Source organism: Metabacillus sp. RB-C-LZQ-3-1 (assembly GCF_058315175.1).
The window spans coordinates 20876-37747 of the sequence record NZ_JBZFLI010000022.1 but is presented as its reverse complement, the minus strand read 5'-3'; the positions used below and the strand labels follow the sequence as shown (position 1 = coordinate 37747).

The window sequence follows — 16872 nt, the reverse complement described above, 5'->3', positions numbered from 1 at the left end:
CTGATGGAAGTTTCACTTTATTTTTGCGCTATAAAAGTAAAGACCTTTCCTTCTCGTAAATCATGTTGTGGATGTGAATAATCTTCATAAACCGTTACAGAAGAATAGCCGATTCTTTCAAGAATTAATTTAAATTCCTTGATTCCAAACCATGAATAGGATTGAACTTTACTTTCCTTCGAGAGAGCTTGACCTTCCTTCCAATGCTCAACTGATAAAGTATATGTTGCTGTTTGTTCGATCAAATCAATTTTTACGAGTTTCGATTCACCAACAAATAGAAGGTCGTTTCTTTCGAGCACTATGTCTTCTTTTTGTAAAATCGTAAATTCATTTTGTAAAAAAAGATCAACAATAAGTGTTCCTTTATCCTTCAGATGATCATGGCTATTTTTTAATACTCTTATTGCATCAACCCTTTTAGACTTCGTGGAGACCACTCCTAAAGGAATCAAGATCGCTTCATACAATGAGGCAGTTTTAAAATTTGGTAACATAGCCTGAAGCAATTTTGCAGACTGATTAATATCTGTGCACTTTTCATGACAAGCCTTTTTTCCATTATTAGATTCAATCACACCCTCCATCTTTAGACCTCGATCCAATAACATAGGAAGTAAATGTAATTGATTCTGACCTAACTCAAGTATTTTCCCTTTTGTATCTTTTAATTTTTCATAATAAAAATCCATAGCATGTACAAGTTCATATTCCTGAATATATGACTGAAATGTATCCATAACAAACCATTTAAAGCCTAACGTCATCCTTCATCTCTCCTAAATTACATAAATACGCTTCTAACTTCCCACTTATACTTGAAAATTATGTAAGGAATTAAGAAAAGTGTAGATGCCTTATTGCGCCGGAGCTAGACACTAAACTAAGAACAATTTTTCACTTTATTACCTTTAAAAAAAGTGTAGAAACCTGATCAGCAGTTCTTATAACCTGATTATTTCTCACTCCACAAAAATGAAATATGAATAGAAGGTTGGTCATATTTATTGTAAAGAAGTTGTAAATCTTATGTTCATTATGCAAAAAACAATCTAAACTAGAAATTAAGAAGCTATCATACGAAGTGTATTTATCTTATGACTGATCATAGCCATTAAGAAATGGAGTGAACAAAATGAAACGAATTAGTGTATTTTGCGGATCAAGCCCAGGTGCTTCTCCTTCATATTTAGAAACAGCTGAAATGCTTGGAAGCCAATTGGCCAAAGAAGGAATCACTCTTGTCTATGGCGGATCTAAACTTGGTGTTATGGGCGCGGTAGCAAATGCTGCGCTTCAAGCAGGTGGAGAGGTTATTGGGGTTATTCCTAAAATGTTAATGGAAAGAGAGTTAGCTCACACAAACCTAACAAAACTAATTGTCGTTAACACGATGCATGAACGCAAAGCAAAAATGGAACAGCTCTCTGATGGATTCATTGTTCTACCAGGTGGACCAGGTACAATGGAGGAATTTTTCGAGGTATATACATGGGCACAGCTTGGTGAACACCAAAAGCCAATTGGGATGATCAATACCAACCAATACTATGATAAGCTGCTGGAATTCTTTGGTCACATGATTCAAGAAAAGTTTCTAAAACCAGAATATCATTCCATGATAATTGTTGAACAAAATCCAAAAGAACTGATCAATAAATTCCGTACTTATAAGCCGCCTTTACTAACCAAATGGATCACATCCGAACAAACATAGGGATTTAAAAATCCCTATATCTCTTTATTCTCATTGCCCTCTTTTTCTCTATAAGGTCATCAAAAGAATTTTAAATAGTTTTCATTCAACACATTGCATATAGTTTACATTTTGATAAACACTATCCACATAGAGGTGAGGGATAATGAATCGAGGAATCTGGACGGCTCTTTCAGCAATTGGAATTGCCCAAGGTCTTAAAATATTTACACATAAAAAAGAACATGATGTTTGGGATTGGCGCCCTATCTTCCAAACAGGCGGAATGCCAAGTTCACATTCAGCAGGAGTTTCAGCTCTTGCAACATATGTAGCATCTAAAAAAGGAATACATTCAGTTGAAACAGCTCTAGCAGTCATTTTTGGGATTATTGTTATGTATGATGCACAAGGTATAAGAAGACACACAGGTGAAATCGCAAAAATTGTAAACGATCTTGACGCAGACATAGAACTATTATCTGGCCAAATGCCAGGTCTATTTCATGTGAAACAAGAAAAAGAGTTAAACGAGCTCCTTGGCCACCAACCAGCAGAAGTTGCAGGCGGCGCTTGTTTAGGAATCTTAATCGGCTTGATTAGTTCACTTTTTGAAATAACCGGTAGTCATACTAACTAATAAAAGTCATGATGTGAGCTTTTAGCCCGCATCATGACTTTTTATTTTGTCCTGTTTGGTAAATTGAAATTTGGAACAAATTAAAAAAAAGATTTTATTCCTTGATAACCAAAATACAACCCAAACACTATTAAAGATATTCCTGAAATGAGTGAAATTGTTGTAAGCAAAGAGGGTGTTAAATACTTTCTTAAAACACTTGAAAGAATCGCCATCATAAAATCCCATAGTAAAACACCAATGAGAATAGCAGCTGAGTAAATAACCAAATACTTATCACTATTTGTTAACACTGTGTTCGCTAAGATCGATCCATATATTCCGATCCAAAATAGGATGCTTAAGGGATTAAGTAAGGACATAAAAAAACCAGAAAAATACGATTTCGAAAATCTAATACTTCCTCTTCCATTGACCATCGTATGTTTTTTGGCAGATAGCAGACTCTCAATACCCGTATATACCAAGACGAAAAAACCAAATAACCATAGAAATGTTTGTACTACCGAGATCTGAAGAATATTAACAAAACCAAGGTACACTAAACACATATACAAAACGTCAGCTGTTGTAGCCCCAAGACCAAACAGCCAGGCATGAAAAAATCCTCCCTTAATTCCCCTATCAATTTGACCTGCATTGACAGGACCAATCGGTGCTGCTAGTGAAACGCCTAAAAAAACATAGCTAAACAGACTATTCAACATCTTACCCTCCAGTATCTGAGAACCCTTTTATTATGTATGCTTGTACATCATATTCAGGTGGATTCCAGATTATGTAGGTTAAGTTTTGGTCAGTTCTTCCATCATTGGGAGGTTTCATTTTAATGTTTTTTAGAATCTATTATGTATTAAAAAGGCATCCTCTATTTAATAGAGAATGCGGCAAGCATTAATGTACTGAAACTAACTTTATATGTTCAAGATGGTGTTTACTATGCCAAGCATATAGTGCAACATTTGTTGATAACATAACATCCTGTTTTGTTTCAGGGTGATAAAATGTTTTGCTGAAGTCTGATAAAGACATAGACCTTAATAATTGACCCCAACGTGTATGCAGGGATTCCAGCAGCTGAAGAGATGATTCAACCGGCATCTGATAATCAGGTAAATTAGCCCAAGCATTCTCGTCATATGCTTTTATAGTTGGAAAATTTTCTGTAAGAGCTAATTTAAATCGAATGTAGCTATTCATATGGCTGTCAGCAAGGTGATGAACAATTTGTTTTACTGTCCAACCTCCCGGCCGATAGGATGTATCCAATAATGATTCAGGCAAAGATTCGAGCACTTTTCTAAGCTGTATAGGAGCTTCTTCTATTGTTTCAATCCACTCATCCAAATCGTTTCTTGTGATATTCTCTGGAGCTACAAATTCTCCAATGGGATATTGCAGGCTTTTCTTCATCTGCTCAACTCACTCTCCCTTATAACAAGTCGTTAATTCCATTATATTTCTTCGGGAACTTTTGAACAATACAGAAAAGTCGCACTTTAATTTTGAAATATGGTATAGTATGGTCAATCTCTTTCCATTAAATGGCTAAAATATATTATTGGGGGTGTTTACTTTGCGAGCTATCCTTCTAGGGGTTTGTTCTTCCTTCTTTTTTGCGTTTACTTTTGTACTAAATCGTTCTATGGAGCTATCTGGAGGAAGTTGGTTATGGAGTTCATCCTTACGGTATTTTTTCATGCTTCCCTTTCTCATTCTTTTTGTTATTGGGACAAAAAAATGGTCACCACTAATGAAGGAAATAAAAAAAAATCCGGCACAGTGGCTGTTATGGGGAACAGTGGGGTTTGGTTTATTTTATGCTCCTATTTGTTTTGCAGGTGCATTTGGTCCTGGTTGGTTAATCGCAGCTACTTGGCAAATGACAATCCTATCAGGCTCACTTCTGGCTCCACTTTTTTATCAAGAAATCCATACAGCTAATGGCCCCCTAAAAGTACGAGGGCAAATTCCTCTTAAAGGTCTAAGTATGTCTATGATTATTCTTTTAGGTGTTGCCATTATGCAATATGAACACGCAAGCCATCTATCACTAAAACCTGTTTTATTAACCATTATCCCGGTCCTAATCGCCTCTTTTGCCTATCCACTTGGAAATCGCAAAATGATGGCACTTTGTGAAGGAAGATTAGATGTGTTTCAGCGTGTTTTAGGTATGACATTAGGCAGCTTGCCTCTTTGGATTATTTTTGCAATAATGGCTCTATCAACCACTGGCCTTCCAACAAAAACTCAAACTATTCAATCCTTTTGGGTAGCCATTTGTTCAGGCTTAATTGCAACCTTACTATTCTTTCAAGCTACGAATATAGTACAGCATAATATGACACAGCTTGCGGCAGTAGAAGCCACGCAGTCGATTCAAGTACTATTCGTTCTAATAGGGGAAATCCTCTTCTTAGGAGCATCTTTACCAACCATACTTTCGCTTTTTGGAATGGCATTGGTCATGATTGGTATGGTATTACATAGTTATATTTCAAGAAGTGATAAAGTGAAACAACCAGTAAAAACTGATGCTTCCAAACAATTTTCATAACATATTCGTTTTATTGCCCTTTAGGATAAGCATCCTAATGTTTTGCTTATCCTAACATTTTCGTCTGGGTTTTCCGCTCCAATGATTTCAGTATCCCAATATGTAAATTAAACTTCCAGCATCATTCTGGCGGTTTTTAATGTATGACCGTCAAACACATCATCATATTCTGTCTCTATTTTAAATCCTTTTGATTTATAAAAATTTACCGCGCGTTGATTTTCTTTTTCAACATTTACATACACTTTCTTAATCTGACCTAACTCCTCTAATCCCGCCTTCAATAAGTCTGTCCCAATTCCCTTCCCCTGGAACTCCTCGTATAAATAAATGGCCCCGAGTTCAACCTTCTTCTCATCCTTAAGCGGTGTAAAGTTAGCAAATCCAATGATCTTATCGTCTTGTTCCGCCACAAGGAAAAGAGTTTCCGTTAATCTTTTTATTAACATGTCATGTGAATAAGCAGTTTTCACAAAACTTTCCTGTATATCGGTTGGTATAATTCCCTTATATGTACTATGCCAACTAGATTTTGCGACAAGCTGGATTTGCTCTATATCTTTTTTATTCATTCTCCGAATGATCATCGTCATAAAGCCCCCCATTAAAATGTCTAGTTAATAATTACAAATTATAACATTTAAAACGAACAAAGAGGAAAACGATTTCAATAATAAAATCAAACTTATCAGAAACTAGAGATCAAATCAGTTTATCCAAATTAAGTGTTTACAAAAATGTTAATAACTTCGTTGATATGTGGATAACTTGTTAATAATCCTATATGTTATCCACATACTATGTTAAATGACGCAATTCTCCATCTCTTTTATTGATTGATTTTTATTAAGCTTTTTTACTATCGCATGAATGTTATCCACAATATACAGTGCATCATAATCCATTGAAGCAACATGATAAGAATTTTCCAATTCAATAAGCAGTTTTTCAGAGCTAGAGATATTATTAAAAATATAATCTGAATTTGCAGGTGAAACAACATGATCAATTTTAGACTTAAAAATAATTGTTGGGTTTGATATGAATTTCACTTTGTCTTTCGTATTATCCATTAAATCTAGTAATTGATGGATCGCCTTTAACGGTACTTGTTCATACGTAATTTCATGAACAGAAGGTTTTTTTATATCAGGTGCACCCTCTTCAATCATTCTCGGTACATGTTCATTTCGATATTCTTTGTATGCAACATCTGTAACTGCTGCATTAATGAGAAAAATCCCATCTACCTTATTTTGGGCAGCTACCTGAAGTGTTAAGGCACCTCCCATTGATTGCCCAACAATATATACTTTTTCACATGTTTGCTTTAGTTTTTCATATGCGCTTTGAAGATTTACGATCCATTCTTCATACTTACTTTCTTCCATATCTTCCACATTCGTGCCATGTCCTTTTAATCTAGGGATGGAGACAGTATAGCCGTAATCTGCTAGATGTTTCCCTATATATTCCATGCTTTGCGGTGTGCCATTAAAACCATGACATAAAACAATTCCTGTATCATTCCCTGTAAAAAACAAACTTTCCGCTCCTAAAATGACTGGATATACTTCGTTTTTCATTATAGATTGCCCCCTTTTGATGCCCCGCTTTATTTAAACTGCTTTTTTATGTTTCCTCAATTCGCAAAGCCATAAATCAGCATTAGCTGCTGCAACAACTCTATTTTAATTTAAATAATTCATATAAGTTTACTTGGTTTTATTTTACCTTAAAATTGACTTTTACACAATACAAGAAAAACACGATGCCAATTGCTTGTAAAGGGCTTCGTTGTGAGAGCTTCTCTGAAATTTAAAGCCGTAATGACAAAAGTTTAGACAGAGCAATTGGTATATGAAGACCTAATCCCTTCAGAAAATCAGAAAAAATAGTCTTCATCAAAACGATGAAGACCAAATCTCTTTGCAAAAATAGAAGAAAATAGTTTTATCGAAAATGTCATTAGTTCCATCAACCTAAACCACCTAGGAAATTAAAAAACATAGCCTAATCGGCAGTCACATCGACAGTTAATTGGCAGTTTTTCTTATTTGTACATTGATTATTGTTCATCATAAAAAAATGATGTCAATTATCATGTCAGAACGATCAAAAATGTTCATTACCCTTGATAAATAAAGAAAATGACGTGTACCAATTTACACGTCATTTATAAAGAGTGCACCCGAAAACAGAACCATTTGAATTGCTTGACCCTCGAGCTTTTACATTATTTTTTAAGTAAAACTTCCATAAGTGCGGGGGTTTCTTCATCCCCCACTGATGGTTAGGTGAACTAACCCGACCATTACGGGTCATTAACCCCACCTGCCTTCTTGTAAACTCAGAAGCTTTAAGCAGGGTCTTACTGCCCATTAAGAGTCGGATAAATTGGATAACCAGTAAATTTAAAATCGTTTCCTATTTTAACTATATCTAAATGATCTATATTAATGGCATCCGCCATCTTCTCAATTCCTAGTCCTCCGATAAAGCCAGGTGCTTCCTTTCCTCCTATTATCTTAGGAGCCATATATAAAACCAGTTTATCAACTAATTGTTCAGTTAGAAAAGATGCATTCACTTCTCCACCGCCTTCAATTAATACGGAAGAAACACCCTTTTCACCCAGGATTTGAAGCGTATCCTTTAAATCTACTTGTTCAACCCCTGAGGTAATAAATATATTTACTCCTAATGCTTCTAAGTGATCCTTAGCCTTTTTCGAATAGCTTTTTGATGTAAAAATCCATGTTTCAGCTTGTTTGTCTGTCACTACTTTAGAATGAAGCGGAGTCCTTAAGCGGCTATCAAGAATGATGCGAATAGGATTCCGTCCATGTACAATACGAGTTGTTAATTCAGGATTATCCTTTATCACTGTCTGTACACCTACTAAAATCCCTGCGTGTTCGTGTCTTAATTGATGAACATCTTTTCTTGCTTCTTCAGATGTAATCCATTTACTATCCGAGGTATATGAGGATATTTTGCCATCTATAGTTGTTGCGGATTTCAATGTAATAAACGGAGTTTTGGTCGTAATAAATTTATTAAAGACCTCATTCATCATGATGGATTCTTTTTCACAAACTCCAACCGTCACATCTATGTTTGCATCTTTTAAAATCTTTATTCCATTCCCTGCAACGAGTGGATTTGGATCAAGAGTAGCCACTACTACTTTTTTAATCCCCGCTTCAACAATTGCAACTGCACACGGGCCTGTTCGACCATGATGTGAACAAGGCTCAAGAGTTACATACATTGTACCTCCCTTAGCATGTTCACCCGCCATGTTTAAAGCATGAATTTCAGCATGGGGACCACCGGCCTTTAAATGTGCACCTACACCAACGATTCGATTATTATTAACAATTACTGCTCCTACTAACGGATTTGGTTCGGTTTGTCCTTTCATTGCAATAGCATTGTTTATTGCTAATTTCATATAAACCTCATGTTCACTCAATCGTATAGCCTCCTCTAAAATGGCCAGCTTTCTCCATTTTCGTTTCTAAGTACTTCTGATTATAGTGTGATACATCTCCCCATAATGCTATTCTGCCTGCTACATTTGCACCTGATTTCTGAAGTGCCTCAAGTTTAAGTGGATTATTTGTTATTAATGTGACTGGTCGTTGTCTAAGAGATTTTAGTACTCTTATCGCCTCTTCATAGCTTCTTGAGTCATCTGCAAACCCTAATCCTTTATTTGCCTCAACTGTATCTAACCCTTCCTCTTGAAGAAGGTAAGCAAGTGCTTTACTAAACAATCCTATTCCTCTTCCCTCATGATTGGCTAAATAGAAAAGCGCTCCAGTACCGTGCTCTTTTATCATTCTTAACGATTGTTTTAATTGATAGCCGCAATCACATCTTTTACTTCCAAAAATATCACCTGTATGACAAATGCTGTGCATCCGAATAAGTGCTGAATCTTCCATTTCAAAATCACCATACACCAATACACTAGATTGCTGCTGTTTTGCTAATTGGAGAGTTGGTAATCGCTTTACTAATGTTTCAAAAGAAGAATTTTGTTCCCCCACTATATTCAGCCAGCAGTACCATTTAAAAAATACAGTTTCATCATCTAACTGCACAGGCAAGTTAATCGGTCCTACGATATATGTCATTCCCTTTTCATAAGGTACTATTTTTGTTTTATCTTTTAAGCTTTCTAGAGGAATCTCCTTTATGGCTTCTATCATCATTTATCTCCCCTTTTTTAAACAACTTACTTATTGTAAGTTAGTATACTTTTGGAGATAAACCCCGTCAACTATTCTGATTAGCCATGATCGTCCATTTCAGCTGACTCCATACTTTCCACTTAATATAGGCAAAATACTGTTTTTTCATAAAGATATGGGTAAAATAGGTATTAGAGGTGATCATGATGGAACATATAAAAACAGACAACCAATTTCAGGAACTTATCAATAGTGATAAACCTGTTGTCCTAAAATTTTTCACAGACTGGTGTCCTGATTGCAAACGTATGGATATGTTTTTACCAACTGTTTTCGAAGAGGTTGGAGATGTATCTATGTATGAGATTAACAAAGACGAACTTCCGGAAATTGCTGAAAAATATGATGTGATGGGGATTCCTAGTTTATTAGTCTTTAAAAAAGGCGAAAAGCTTGCACACCTTCATAGTGCTAACGCGAAAACTCCGGATCAAGTAATTGAGTTTTTATCAGAATCTCTAAAATAAGGACTGACTAATAAGGGTAGACTCCTAAACACAATGATTAAGTGCAAAGAGCCTACCCTTATTTATACCATAACACGATTTAATCATTTTGTTCCGTTCTTCATCCAACCATTTTAACTTCTCTTTATCAATTAAAAACATACATATACTTAAAGGTTTAACTTCATTTTTCCGCTACTCTGCTTTTGATTTTTTGCACTTTAAAAGGGAGTTATTCATTTCTATTGTTTTTTATTTGGTTTATACCCCATTGTTGCTTTAACTGCTTCCCGCCAGCCTTTATAAAGCTCATTTCTTTGATCATCTTTCATAACAGGCTTATACGATTGATCTACCTTCCACTGCATCGCAATTTCCTCACGGTTCTGCCAAAAACCAACGGCTAGTCCTGCTAGATAAGCGGCACCTAATGCAGTCGTTTCATTGATAACAGGACGCTCAACGGGGACGTTTAAGATATCACTTTGAAAATGCATGAGCATATTATTTTTTACAGCCCCACCATCTACACGAAGTTTCTTAAGCTGAATGCCAGAGTCTGCTTCCATCGCCTTTAGAACATCTTTCGTTTGATAAGCAAGAGATTCAAGTGTCGCACGGATAAAATGCTCTTTTGTCGTTCCACGTGTCAAACCCAAAATGGCTCCTCTTGCCTCACTATCCCAATATGGGGTACCTAATCCTACAAATGCAGGTACAACATATACCCCATCGGTTGAATCAACTTTTTCTGCATACTTTTCAGAAGCAGATGCATTGTCAATCATTCTCAAGCCATCACGCAGCCATTGGATAGCTGAGCCTGCTACAAAAATACTACCCTCTAGTGCATATTCTACTTTCCCATCAATTCCCCAAGCAATTGTTGTTAATAATCCATTTTCCGATGGTACTGCCTTTTCTCCTGTATTCATTAGCATAAAGCAGCCTGTACCGTAAGTATTTTTTGCCATTCCCTTCTCATAGCAAGCCTGCCCAAACAATGCCGCATGCTGATCCCCTGCAACTCCTGCAATTTGGACTCTTTCTCCAAAGAAATGATAATCAACTGTTTCCGTATACACTTCTGAAGAAGAACAAACTTCAGGTAACATTGATTTAGGTACATCTAATATTTCCAATAACTCATCATCCCATTGTAAATCATAAATATTATACATCAGTGTTCTCGATGCATTTGTATAATCGGTCACATGCCTTGCACCACCGGAAAGCTTCCAGATTAACCACGAATCAATTGTGCCAAAAAGCAATCGGCCTTCATTTGCTTTTTGTCTTGCTCCTTCAACATGATCTAGAATCCATTTTACTTTTGTTCCTGAAAAATAAGGGTCAATTAATAAGCCCGTTTTTTTCCTAAATACATCATTATACCCGCTTTCTTTTAATTTTTCACAAATATCAGATGTTTGCCTTGATTGCCACACAATGGCATTGTAAACAGGCATTCCTGTTTCTCTATCCCAAACAACCGTTGTCTCACGTTGGTTTGTAATTCCAATGCCTGCTATTTCCTTAGGAGATATATTTATTTTTGCTAATACTTCAGCAATCACCGCTAATACTGAACTCCATATTTCTAAGGCATTATGCTCTACCCAACCTGGCTGAGGGAAATATTGCGGAAATTCTCTTTGAGCGACTTCGACGATATCTCCATTTTTATTAAATAATATAGCCCTTGAGCTTGTTGTCCCCTGATCTAAAGATAGAATATATTTCTTTTCCATACTTAATCCTCCTCATCCCTATGATTTATCCCTTACATTACTTCTTGATTTTTTTATCAAATCCTTTAATTAAAAAAGAGACAGTTCTTATGTCGGTAGGTTTATACCTATGAAACATAAGCTGTCTCTTAAAAACTTATCAATTTTTCATTTACACTCTGTACATATATTAAACGTTTAATCCTGTAGTAATATTTAATCCCTCTTTTATGGATTTTAGCGTTACTTCATTTGACCATTCTGGTTTATCAGGATAAGCGAAAACTGAATTTGTTACAATTCCATCAAATTTCATTTCTCTTAATTTCCGATAGAGTGCTTTAAAGTTTACTTCCCCTTCACCAGGGTTCAAATGCTGATGAATCGTTACGTTTGCATTAGGAGGATTTACAATATATCGTAAGCCAAATGCAGCTTTATGGTTCAGAGTATCTGCAATTAGAACATGTGCGAGTAAATCTCCTGCTTCTTCTAAATGCTTTTCAACATCGCCAATACCATCATCATAAAAGAAAGCATGTGCAACAGAATAAACTAGCTTAATCCAATCTTTATCTAGTGCACGAATCATCCGAATAGCTTCTGTATTCAACTCAATAAAATCGTTAGGATGAGATTGTAAATTAAGATTAATACCCTCTTTTTCAAATAGCGGCATTAACTCTTCCATTGATTTAACAAAAGCTGCTTCACTTTCGACCGGACGGCTTTTATCACCGGCAAATTCACTGTTCATTAAATCAACACCTAATTCAGAAGTGATTTCAATACAGCGCTTCCAGTTTCTCACTGCTGCCTGACGTTCTTCTTCAATAGGTGAAGACCATTGTTGAACAGGAAGGACTGAAGAGATTTTCACGCCTGCATCTAAACAATATCTTTTTAAATCTCTAATAAGCTGCTTATCAACCTTTGGGTATTCATAAAACCAAATAAAGTCTTTACGCGGTGATAGCTCTACATATTCATACCCTAATCTAGCAACTGCATCGATCGTATCTTTTAAATTTGTATTATCACGATAATGTGACGGATCATATGCTAAACGCAATGTAAACATCTCCTTTTTCGGCTATTTAAATTAAACTGTTTTGGATATCATCTTAATTTGCACAATCTAACTACTAATTTTAAGCCCCTTATTTGGCCCAACATCCCTTTTTTCAGTCCATAATAAAGTGAAGAAACTAGCTGCAAAGCCTAAAATACCTGTAAAATAGAAACCTGCTGAAATCCCAAACTCCGAATTAAGAACTCCTGCCAGAAGCGGACCGGCAAACATACCAATCGCATATAAAGCCTGGTAGACTCCCATTGCTGTGGCTCGTTTATTAGGATCGATTGTTTCAATTGCCATACTTAATAACAAAGGAAAGATTAAACCAAGTGCAAACCCGTTAAAACTTTGGATCACCATCAACAACACCTTTGATTCTATAAATGGTGTTAGAAATGTAAAAAAGGCTGTTCCTAAAAACGCAATCTTTAAGGAATTCCATTTTCCTAGAAAAGGTATGATCAATTTTCCCATAAATAATGTAGCAATAGCATGAGGAATCATAAAAGAAAAGACAATATAGCTTATATCACCTGTAACATAGCCAATATCCACTACATATGCCGGGATAAATCCAAACATGGTTGTAAAGATAATGCTATGAGCTAGAATCGATAGGAAAGAGACTTTTAAAATCATAGGCTCATTCATAACCGCGATTAGATCTCTGAAGCGAATAGGTTCTGTTTTAGCAACTTCTTTTGATTCAGGAATAAAAAGTGAAAGAATTGCTCCTAGAAAGCTTATACCCGCACCGATCCAGAAGGGTGCTTTCCATCCCCATTCACCCACAATAAAACCGCTTACAGTCATTCCTAAAAGCTGTGCTAATACGACAACAAAGGATATACTACTCATTGCTCGATGAACTTCTCTATCAGTAAAGTAGCTTGAGTATAACACTGTAAACACAACCCAGGTTGCTGCTGCAATCCCGGCAAGAGAACGGCTTAAAAGAACCCATCCCAAACTGTCTGTTACTGCAAAAACAAAGCAACTTACTGCTCCTATTACTAAACCAAAGACTATAAAAGGTTTTCTAAGCTTAATAAGATCTGAATAGATACCTATTGGCAACCTGCATACAAATTGCATAAATCCATAGCTTCCAAGAACAACTCCTATGAAAATATATTCACTCCCCATTAACTCCATATAGGGAGTTAAAACAGGAAGGTAGATAAAATGCGGAAACCAAAGGGTAAACGAAGCAAATAGAAAGATACAGTTATGATGAACGGAATTTAAATTATTCAAAGGTTCACTCCGTCTTTTAATAGAAGGGTTTTTAAAAGGAGCAGCCCTCTTATTATATGAAATCAATTACTTCATTTTAGCCACTGCTCCTTACAACCGTTTACTCTATTACCAGCGTGCGGTTACCATCTTTTTACGTGTATAGAATTCAACACCATCTGTTCCATTTGCATGAAGGTCACCATAAAATGATTTCTTCCAGCCAGAGAATGGGAAGAACGCCATCGGTGCAGGGACACCTAAGTTAACCCCTAACATACCCGCATCAATTGTTTCACGGAATTGACGTACATTGCTTCCATTTGTTGTATAAATACACGCTCCGTTTGCAAAATCTGATTCATTAGTTAGAGCAATAGCTTCTTCTAATGTGTTCACACGAACAACCGATAACACTGGAGCAAAGATCTCTTCTTTCCAGATTGTCATTTCTGTATTTACATGATCAAAAATTGTAGGTCCTACAAAATAGCCATTGCCTGATGCCTCAGCATCTTTACGACCATCGCGTACTAATGTAGCTCCTTCTTTTTCTCCAAGTTCAATGTATTTTTCTGTTCTTTCTTTATGTGTGTCACGAATAACAGGTCCTAGGAATACCCCTTCATCTAGGCCATTTCCAATTGTGATATTGTTGACAGCACCCACTAGTTTTTCCATAAATGGCTCTGCAACCTCTCCAACAGCAACAACAACTGCAGCTGCCATACATCTTTCACCAGCTGAACCGTAAGCTGCATTCATAATTTGGTTAACAGCAAGGTCCAGGTCGGCATCAGGCATTACAATTGAGTGGTTTTTTGCACCAGCAAGTGCCTGAACACGTTTCCCGTGATTTGAAGCTGTTTTATAAACATATTCGGCAACTGGTTGAGATCCTACAAATGAAATTCCTTTTACCTGAGGATGCTCAAGTAAACCATTTACAACGTCATGTGCACCATGAACAATGTTTAAAACACCTTCTGGTAAACCAGCTTCTGTAAATAACTCTGCAAGGCGATTCGCAAGCAATGGAGTACGCTCAGATGGCTTTAATACGAATGTGTTACCACAAGCGATTGCTAATGGGAACATCCAGCAAGGCACCATCATCGGGAAGTTAAATGGTGTAATTCCGCCAACTACACCAATTGGGTATCGATACATACCTGATTCAACATTTGTCGCGATATCTGGAAGCTGTTTACCCATCATTAAAGTAGGAGCACCTGCCGCAAACTCAACACATTCAATACCACGTTGGACTTCACCGTATGCTTCGTTGTAGCTTTTACCGTTTTCCAACGTTACTAGGCGAGCTAGTTCATCCCAATTCTCTACAAGCAACTGTTGATACTTAAATAGAATTCTTGCTCTACGCGGAACAGCTGTCGTGCTCCATGTTTTGAAAGCTTCTGCTGCTACCTCTACTGCATGGTCAACATCTTCACGGCTAGAAATAGGTACATGAGCAAGTGTTTCACCAGTTGCCGGATTTGGAACAACCTCTGTCTTACCAGAACTAGATTCAACCCATTTACCACCGATGTAGTTTTTCAAATTTTCCACTGTTACTGTGTTTGACATAATCCATTCTCCTCCCTTAAATACATCCTATTATTATGCAATTTAACCTTTCTTATTACCTATTACTCTCTTAAAGGCCAAAAAGCTTATTCACTAGTAAAGATAACAATACTGAAATCGATTTCAATTATCTTTATAAAAATCATTCCCTACAAGACCCATTTTAAATGATGAAAGTTGATTTGTAAACGCTTTTCCCTCATTTTTATAAATTAATATTCCATCTACAAACTCAATAAATTCAATGATTTTTCATATATCATATAAAATAACACCTATCTTTTCATTATTGATTTTCTTTTTAGGAATATGGTTTTAACAGAGATCGGTGTTAGAAATCGATTTCAGCAGGGTTTTATAAATATATAGATCAAACCAACTCTGCTTCTGCTTCCACCTGAGACTTCCACTCTGAACAAGTCGATTCCCTAATCATTAACTTATCTTTCAAAACAATTTGTTTCTTAGGCAATTCACCATTAATTAACCTTATTAATAATTCCATCGCTTTTTTTCCAATTTCATACTTAGGTTGATCTACTGTTGTCAAATTCGGCTCAATGATCGAGGACATTTTAATGTTATCAAATCCAACAATTGCTAAATCATCAGTCCTCTTTCCTTTGCAGCTTTTATTGCTCCCATTGCCATATCATCATTAAAAGCAAAAACAGCTGTTGGCGGCTCTTCTAGTGCTAACAACTTCAGCATTTGTTGATAACCGGATTCGAAGCTAGAATCACCCTCTTGTATATAAACAGATTCTACCTCTAAATTATGGCTTAACATAGCCTGTTGAAAGCCTCGTAAACGGTCCCGACTTAAAACAACATTTATACTGCCTGTTATATGGGCGATTTTAGTGTGCCCTAAGTTAATTAAGTGTTCGGTTGCTTTTATCGCGCTGCTAATATTGTCAATTGAAACAGTCGGTATATTCAATCCATCAATATATTCACACGCTAAAACGATCGGATAATTCTTAGAGATTTCTTCTAGACTTTTCTTATTTAATCTAGCTGTTAAAAGCACCATACCATCTGCTTGTTTTTGAAGCAGTAAGTTTACATACTCCTTCTCACGTTCCACAGTATCCTCAGTATCACCTAATATCACCTGGTAACCATGCTCTATAGCTACATGCTCGATTCCCCTTAATACTTTCGAAAAAAATGCACTTGTTATATCAGGGACAACGACTAGAATGATCTTTGTTTCCTGAGTTCTAAACTGCCTAGCCACAAGGTGAGGCTTATAATTAACTTGTTTAATTACCTCCATTACTTTTTTTCTCGTCTTAACACTAACCAATTCTGGATGACTAAGAACTCTAGATACAGTTGCAGGGGATACATTTGCTAACTTTGCAACATCACTCATTTTCATCTTGATCTCTCACCTTCAACTTATAAATTCAATTTTAAAAGTATAATGTTCTTAATACCAAAATGAAAAACAAAGATGATGCTGAAAACGATTTCATTTTGGTGCGCACGTAAATATCCCCCATTTCAGAAAATGATCTATTTTAGAAATCGATTACATTCTATTATATTCTATAGTAAATGAAGATCTATTTTTTGTAAACTTCATTTTCTTATTTGTTAAGATTGCCCTGGTCGGAAAACAATCCA

The 16872-nt window shown here is 36.1% G+C and carries 15 protein-coding genes and 1 pseudogene; 4 read left to right on the top strand and 12 right to left on the bottom strand.

Annotated features, from left to right (window positions below; translation table 11 throughout):
* Positions 1 to 17 precede the first annotated feature (17 nt).
* A complete protein-coding gene (locus AC4GZ8_RS22975; RefSeq protein ID WP_491084211.1) occupies positions 18 to 767 on the bottom strand; it encodes a hypothetical protein in 750 nt (249 codons plus the stop codon).
* Between the two features lie 368 nt (positions 768 to 1135).
* Here AC4GZ8_RS22975 and AC4GZ8_RS22970 point away from each other — a divergent pair, with 368 nt between their 5' ends.
* Both AC4GZ8_RS22970 and AC4GZ8_RS22965 read left to right on the top strand, forming a co-directional pair.
* Complete coding sequence (locus AC4GZ8_RS22970; protein WP_491084210.1) at positions 1136 to 1717, top strand: LOG family protein; 582 nt, start codon at positions 1136 to 1138, stop codon at positions 1715 to 1717.
* A 145-nt stretch (positions 1718 to 1862) separates the two neighbouring features.
* A complete protein-coding gene (locus AC4GZ8_RS22965; protein WP_491084209.1) occupies positions 1863 to 2336 on the top strand; it encodes a divergent PAP2 family protein in 474 nt (157 codons plus the stop codon).
* An 80-nt stretch (positions 2337 to 2416) separates the two neighbouring features.
* On the opposite strand, the gene AC4GZ8_RS22960 is transcribed toward AC4GZ8_RS22965, so the two are convergent.
* Positions 2417 to 3043, bottom strand: coding sequence for a LysE family transporter (locus AC4GZ8_RS22960; protein WP_491084208.1), 627 nt, complete (start codon positions 3041 to 3043; stop codon positions 2417 to 2419).
* A gap of 187 nt (positions 3044 to 3230) precedes the next feature.
* Positions 3231 to 3749 (bottom strand): YfiT family bacillithiol transferase, encoded by a 519-nt coding sequence (locus tag AC4GZ8_RS22955; RefSeq protein WP_491084207.1) that lies wholly within the window; start codon positions 3747 to 3749, stop codon positions 3231 to 3233.
* A 163-nt stretch (positions 3750 to 3912) separates the two neighbouring features.
* Between AC4GZ8_RS22955 and AC4GZ8_RS22950 the strand changes: the two genes are divergently transcribed.
* Positions 3913 to 4896, top strand: a complete 984-nt coding sequence (locus AC4GZ8_RS22950; RefSeq protein WP_491084206.1) for a DMT family transporter — start codon at positions 3913 to 3915, stop codon at positions 4894 to 4896.
* Positions 4897 to 5003: 107 nt separating this feature from the next.
* Here the strand turns inward: AC4GZ8_RS22950 and AC4GZ8_RS22945 are convergent, their stop codons facing one another.
* The 4 genes from AC4GZ8_RS22945 to AC4GZ8_RS22930 form a co-directional block, all read right to left on the bottom strand.
* Positions 5004 to 5489, bottom strand: a complete 486-nt coding sequence (locus AC4GZ8_RS22945; protein ID WP_491084205.1) for a GNAT family N-acetyltransferase — start codon at positions 5487 to 5489, stop codon at positions 5004 to 5006.
* A gap of 210 nt (positions 5490 to 5699) precedes the next feature.
* Positions 5700 to 6482 carry an alpha/beta hydrolase gene (locus tag AC4GZ8_RS22940; protein ID WP_491084204.1) on the bottom strand — a complete coding sequence of 261 codons (783 nt, stop codon included), beginning with the start codon at positions 6480 to 6482 and terminating at the stop codon, positions 5700 to 5702.
* A gap of 785 nt (positions 6483 to 7267) precedes the next feature.
* A complete protein-coding gene (gene ribD, locus AC4GZ8_RS22935; RefSeq protein WP_491084203.1) occupies positions 7268 to 8374 on the bottom strand; it encodes a bifunctional diaminohydroxyphosphoribosylaminopyrimidine deaminase/5-amino-6-(5-phosphoribosylamino)uracil reductase RibD in 1107 nt (368 codons plus the stop codon).
* Positions 8367 to 9116, bottom strand: coding sequence for a GTP cyclohydrolase II (locus AC4GZ8_RS22930; RefSeq protein ID WP_491084202.1), 750 nt, complete (start codon positions 9114 to 9116; stop codon positions 8367 to 8369). The genes ribD and AC4GZ8_RS22930 overlap by 8 nt, the downstream gene beginning before the upstream one ends.
* A gap of 188 nt (positions 9117 to 9304) precedes the next feature.
* On the opposite strand from AC4GZ8_RS22930, the gene AC4GZ8_RS22925 reads away from it, so the two are divergent.
* Positions 9305 to 9625: a thioredoxin family protein gene (locus tag AC4GZ8_RS22925; protein ID WP_491084201.1), complete on the top strand. Its 321-nt coding sequence runs from the start codon at positions 9305 to 9307 to the stop codon at positions 9623 to 9625.
* A 221-nt stretch (positions 9626 to 9846) separates the two neighbouring features.
* Here the strand turns inward: AC4GZ8_RS22925 and glpK are convergent, their stop codons facing one another.
* The 5 genes and pseudogenes from glpK to AC4GZ8_RS22900 all read right to left on the bottom strand — a co-directional run bounded on the left by glpK (position 9847) and on the right by AC4GZ8_RS22900 (position 16624).
* Entirely contained in the window at positions 9847 to 11355 is a 1509-nt protein-coding gene (gene glpK / locus AC4GZ8_RS22920) for a glycerol kinase GlpK (protein WP_491084200.1), read from the bottom strand.
* 169 nt (positions 11356 to 11524) lie between these two features.
* Positions 11525 to 12406: a sugar phosphate isomerase/epimerase family protein gene (locus tag AC4GZ8_RS22915; protein WP_491084199.1), complete on the bottom strand. Its 882-nt coding sequence runs from the start codon at positions 12404 to 12406 to the stop codon at positions 11525 to 11527.
* A 66-nt stretch (positions 12407 to 12472) separates the two neighbouring features.
* Positions 12473 to 13669 carry an MFS transporter gene (locus AC4GZ8_RS22910; protein WP_491084198.1) on the bottom strand — a complete coding sequence of 399 codons (1197 nt, stop codon included), beginning with the start codon at positions 13667 to 13669 and terminating at the stop codon, positions 12473 to 12475.
* 108 nt (positions 13670 to 13777) lie between these two features.
* Positions 13778 to 15238, bottom strand: coding sequence for a CoA-acylating methylmalonate-semialdehyde dehydrogenase (locus tag AC4GZ8_RS22905; protein ID WP_491084197.1), 1461 nt, complete (start codon positions 15236 to 15238; stop codon positions 13778 to 13780).
* Between the two features lie 370 nt (positions 15239 to 15608).
* A pseudogene (locus tag AC4GZ8_RS22900) lies at positions 15609 to 16624 on the bottom strand (LacI family DNA-binding transcriptional regulator).
* Positions 16625 to 16872 lie beyond the last annotated feature (248 nt).

What these genes read in the sequence shown, in the direction of transcription:
- AC4GZ8_RS22975 (WP_491084211.1), bottom strand. Translation starts at nt 767, where the DNA reads ATGACGTTAGGCTTTAAATGGTTTGTTATGGATACATTTCAGTCATAT.
- AC4GZ8_RS22970 (WP_491084210.1), top strand. Translation starts at nt 1,136, where the DNA reads ATGAAACGAATTAGTGTATTTTGCGGATCAAGCCCAGGTGCTTCTCCT.
- AC4GZ8_RS22965 (WP_491084209.1), top strand. Translation starts at nt 1,863, where the DNA reads ATGAATCGAGGAATCTGGACGGCTCTTTCAGCAATTGGAATTGCCCAA.
- AC4GZ8_RS22960 (WP_491084208.1), bottom strand. Translation starts at nt 3,043, where the DNA reads ATGTTGAATAGTCTGTTTAGCTATGTTTTTTTAGGCGTTTCACTAGCA.
- AC4GZ8_RS22955 (WP_491084207.1), bottom strand. Translation starts at nt 3,749, where the DNA reads ATGAAGAAAAGCCTGCAATATCCCATTGGAGAATTTGTAGCTCCAGAG.
- AC4GZ8_RS22945 (WP_491084205.1), bottom strand. Translation starts at nt 5,489, where the DNA reads ATGACGATGATCATTCGGAGAATGAATAAAAAAGATATAGAGCAAATC.
- AC4GZ8_RS22940 (WP_491084204.1), bottom strand. Translation starts at nt 6,482, where the DNA reads ATGAAAAACGAAGTATATCCAGTCATTTTAGGAGCGGAAAGTTTGTTT.
- AC4GZ8_RS22930 (WP_491084202.1), bottom strand. Translation starts at nt 9,116, where the DNA reads ATGATAGAAGCCATAAAGGAGATTCCTCTAGAAAGCTTAAAAGATAAA.
- AC4GZ8_RS22925 (WP_491084201.1), top strand. Translation starts at nt 9,305, where the DNA reads ATGGAACATATAAAAACAGACAACCAATTTCAGGAACTTATCAATAGT.
- glpK (WP_491084200.1), bottom strand. Translation starts at nt 11,355, where the DNA reads ATGGAAAAGAAATATATTCTATCTTTAGATCAGGGGACAACAAGCTCA.
- AC4GZ8_RS22905 (WP_491084197.1), bottom strand. Translation starts at nt 15,238, where the DNA reads ATGTCAAACACAGTAACAGTGGAAAATTTGAAAAACTACATCGGTGGT.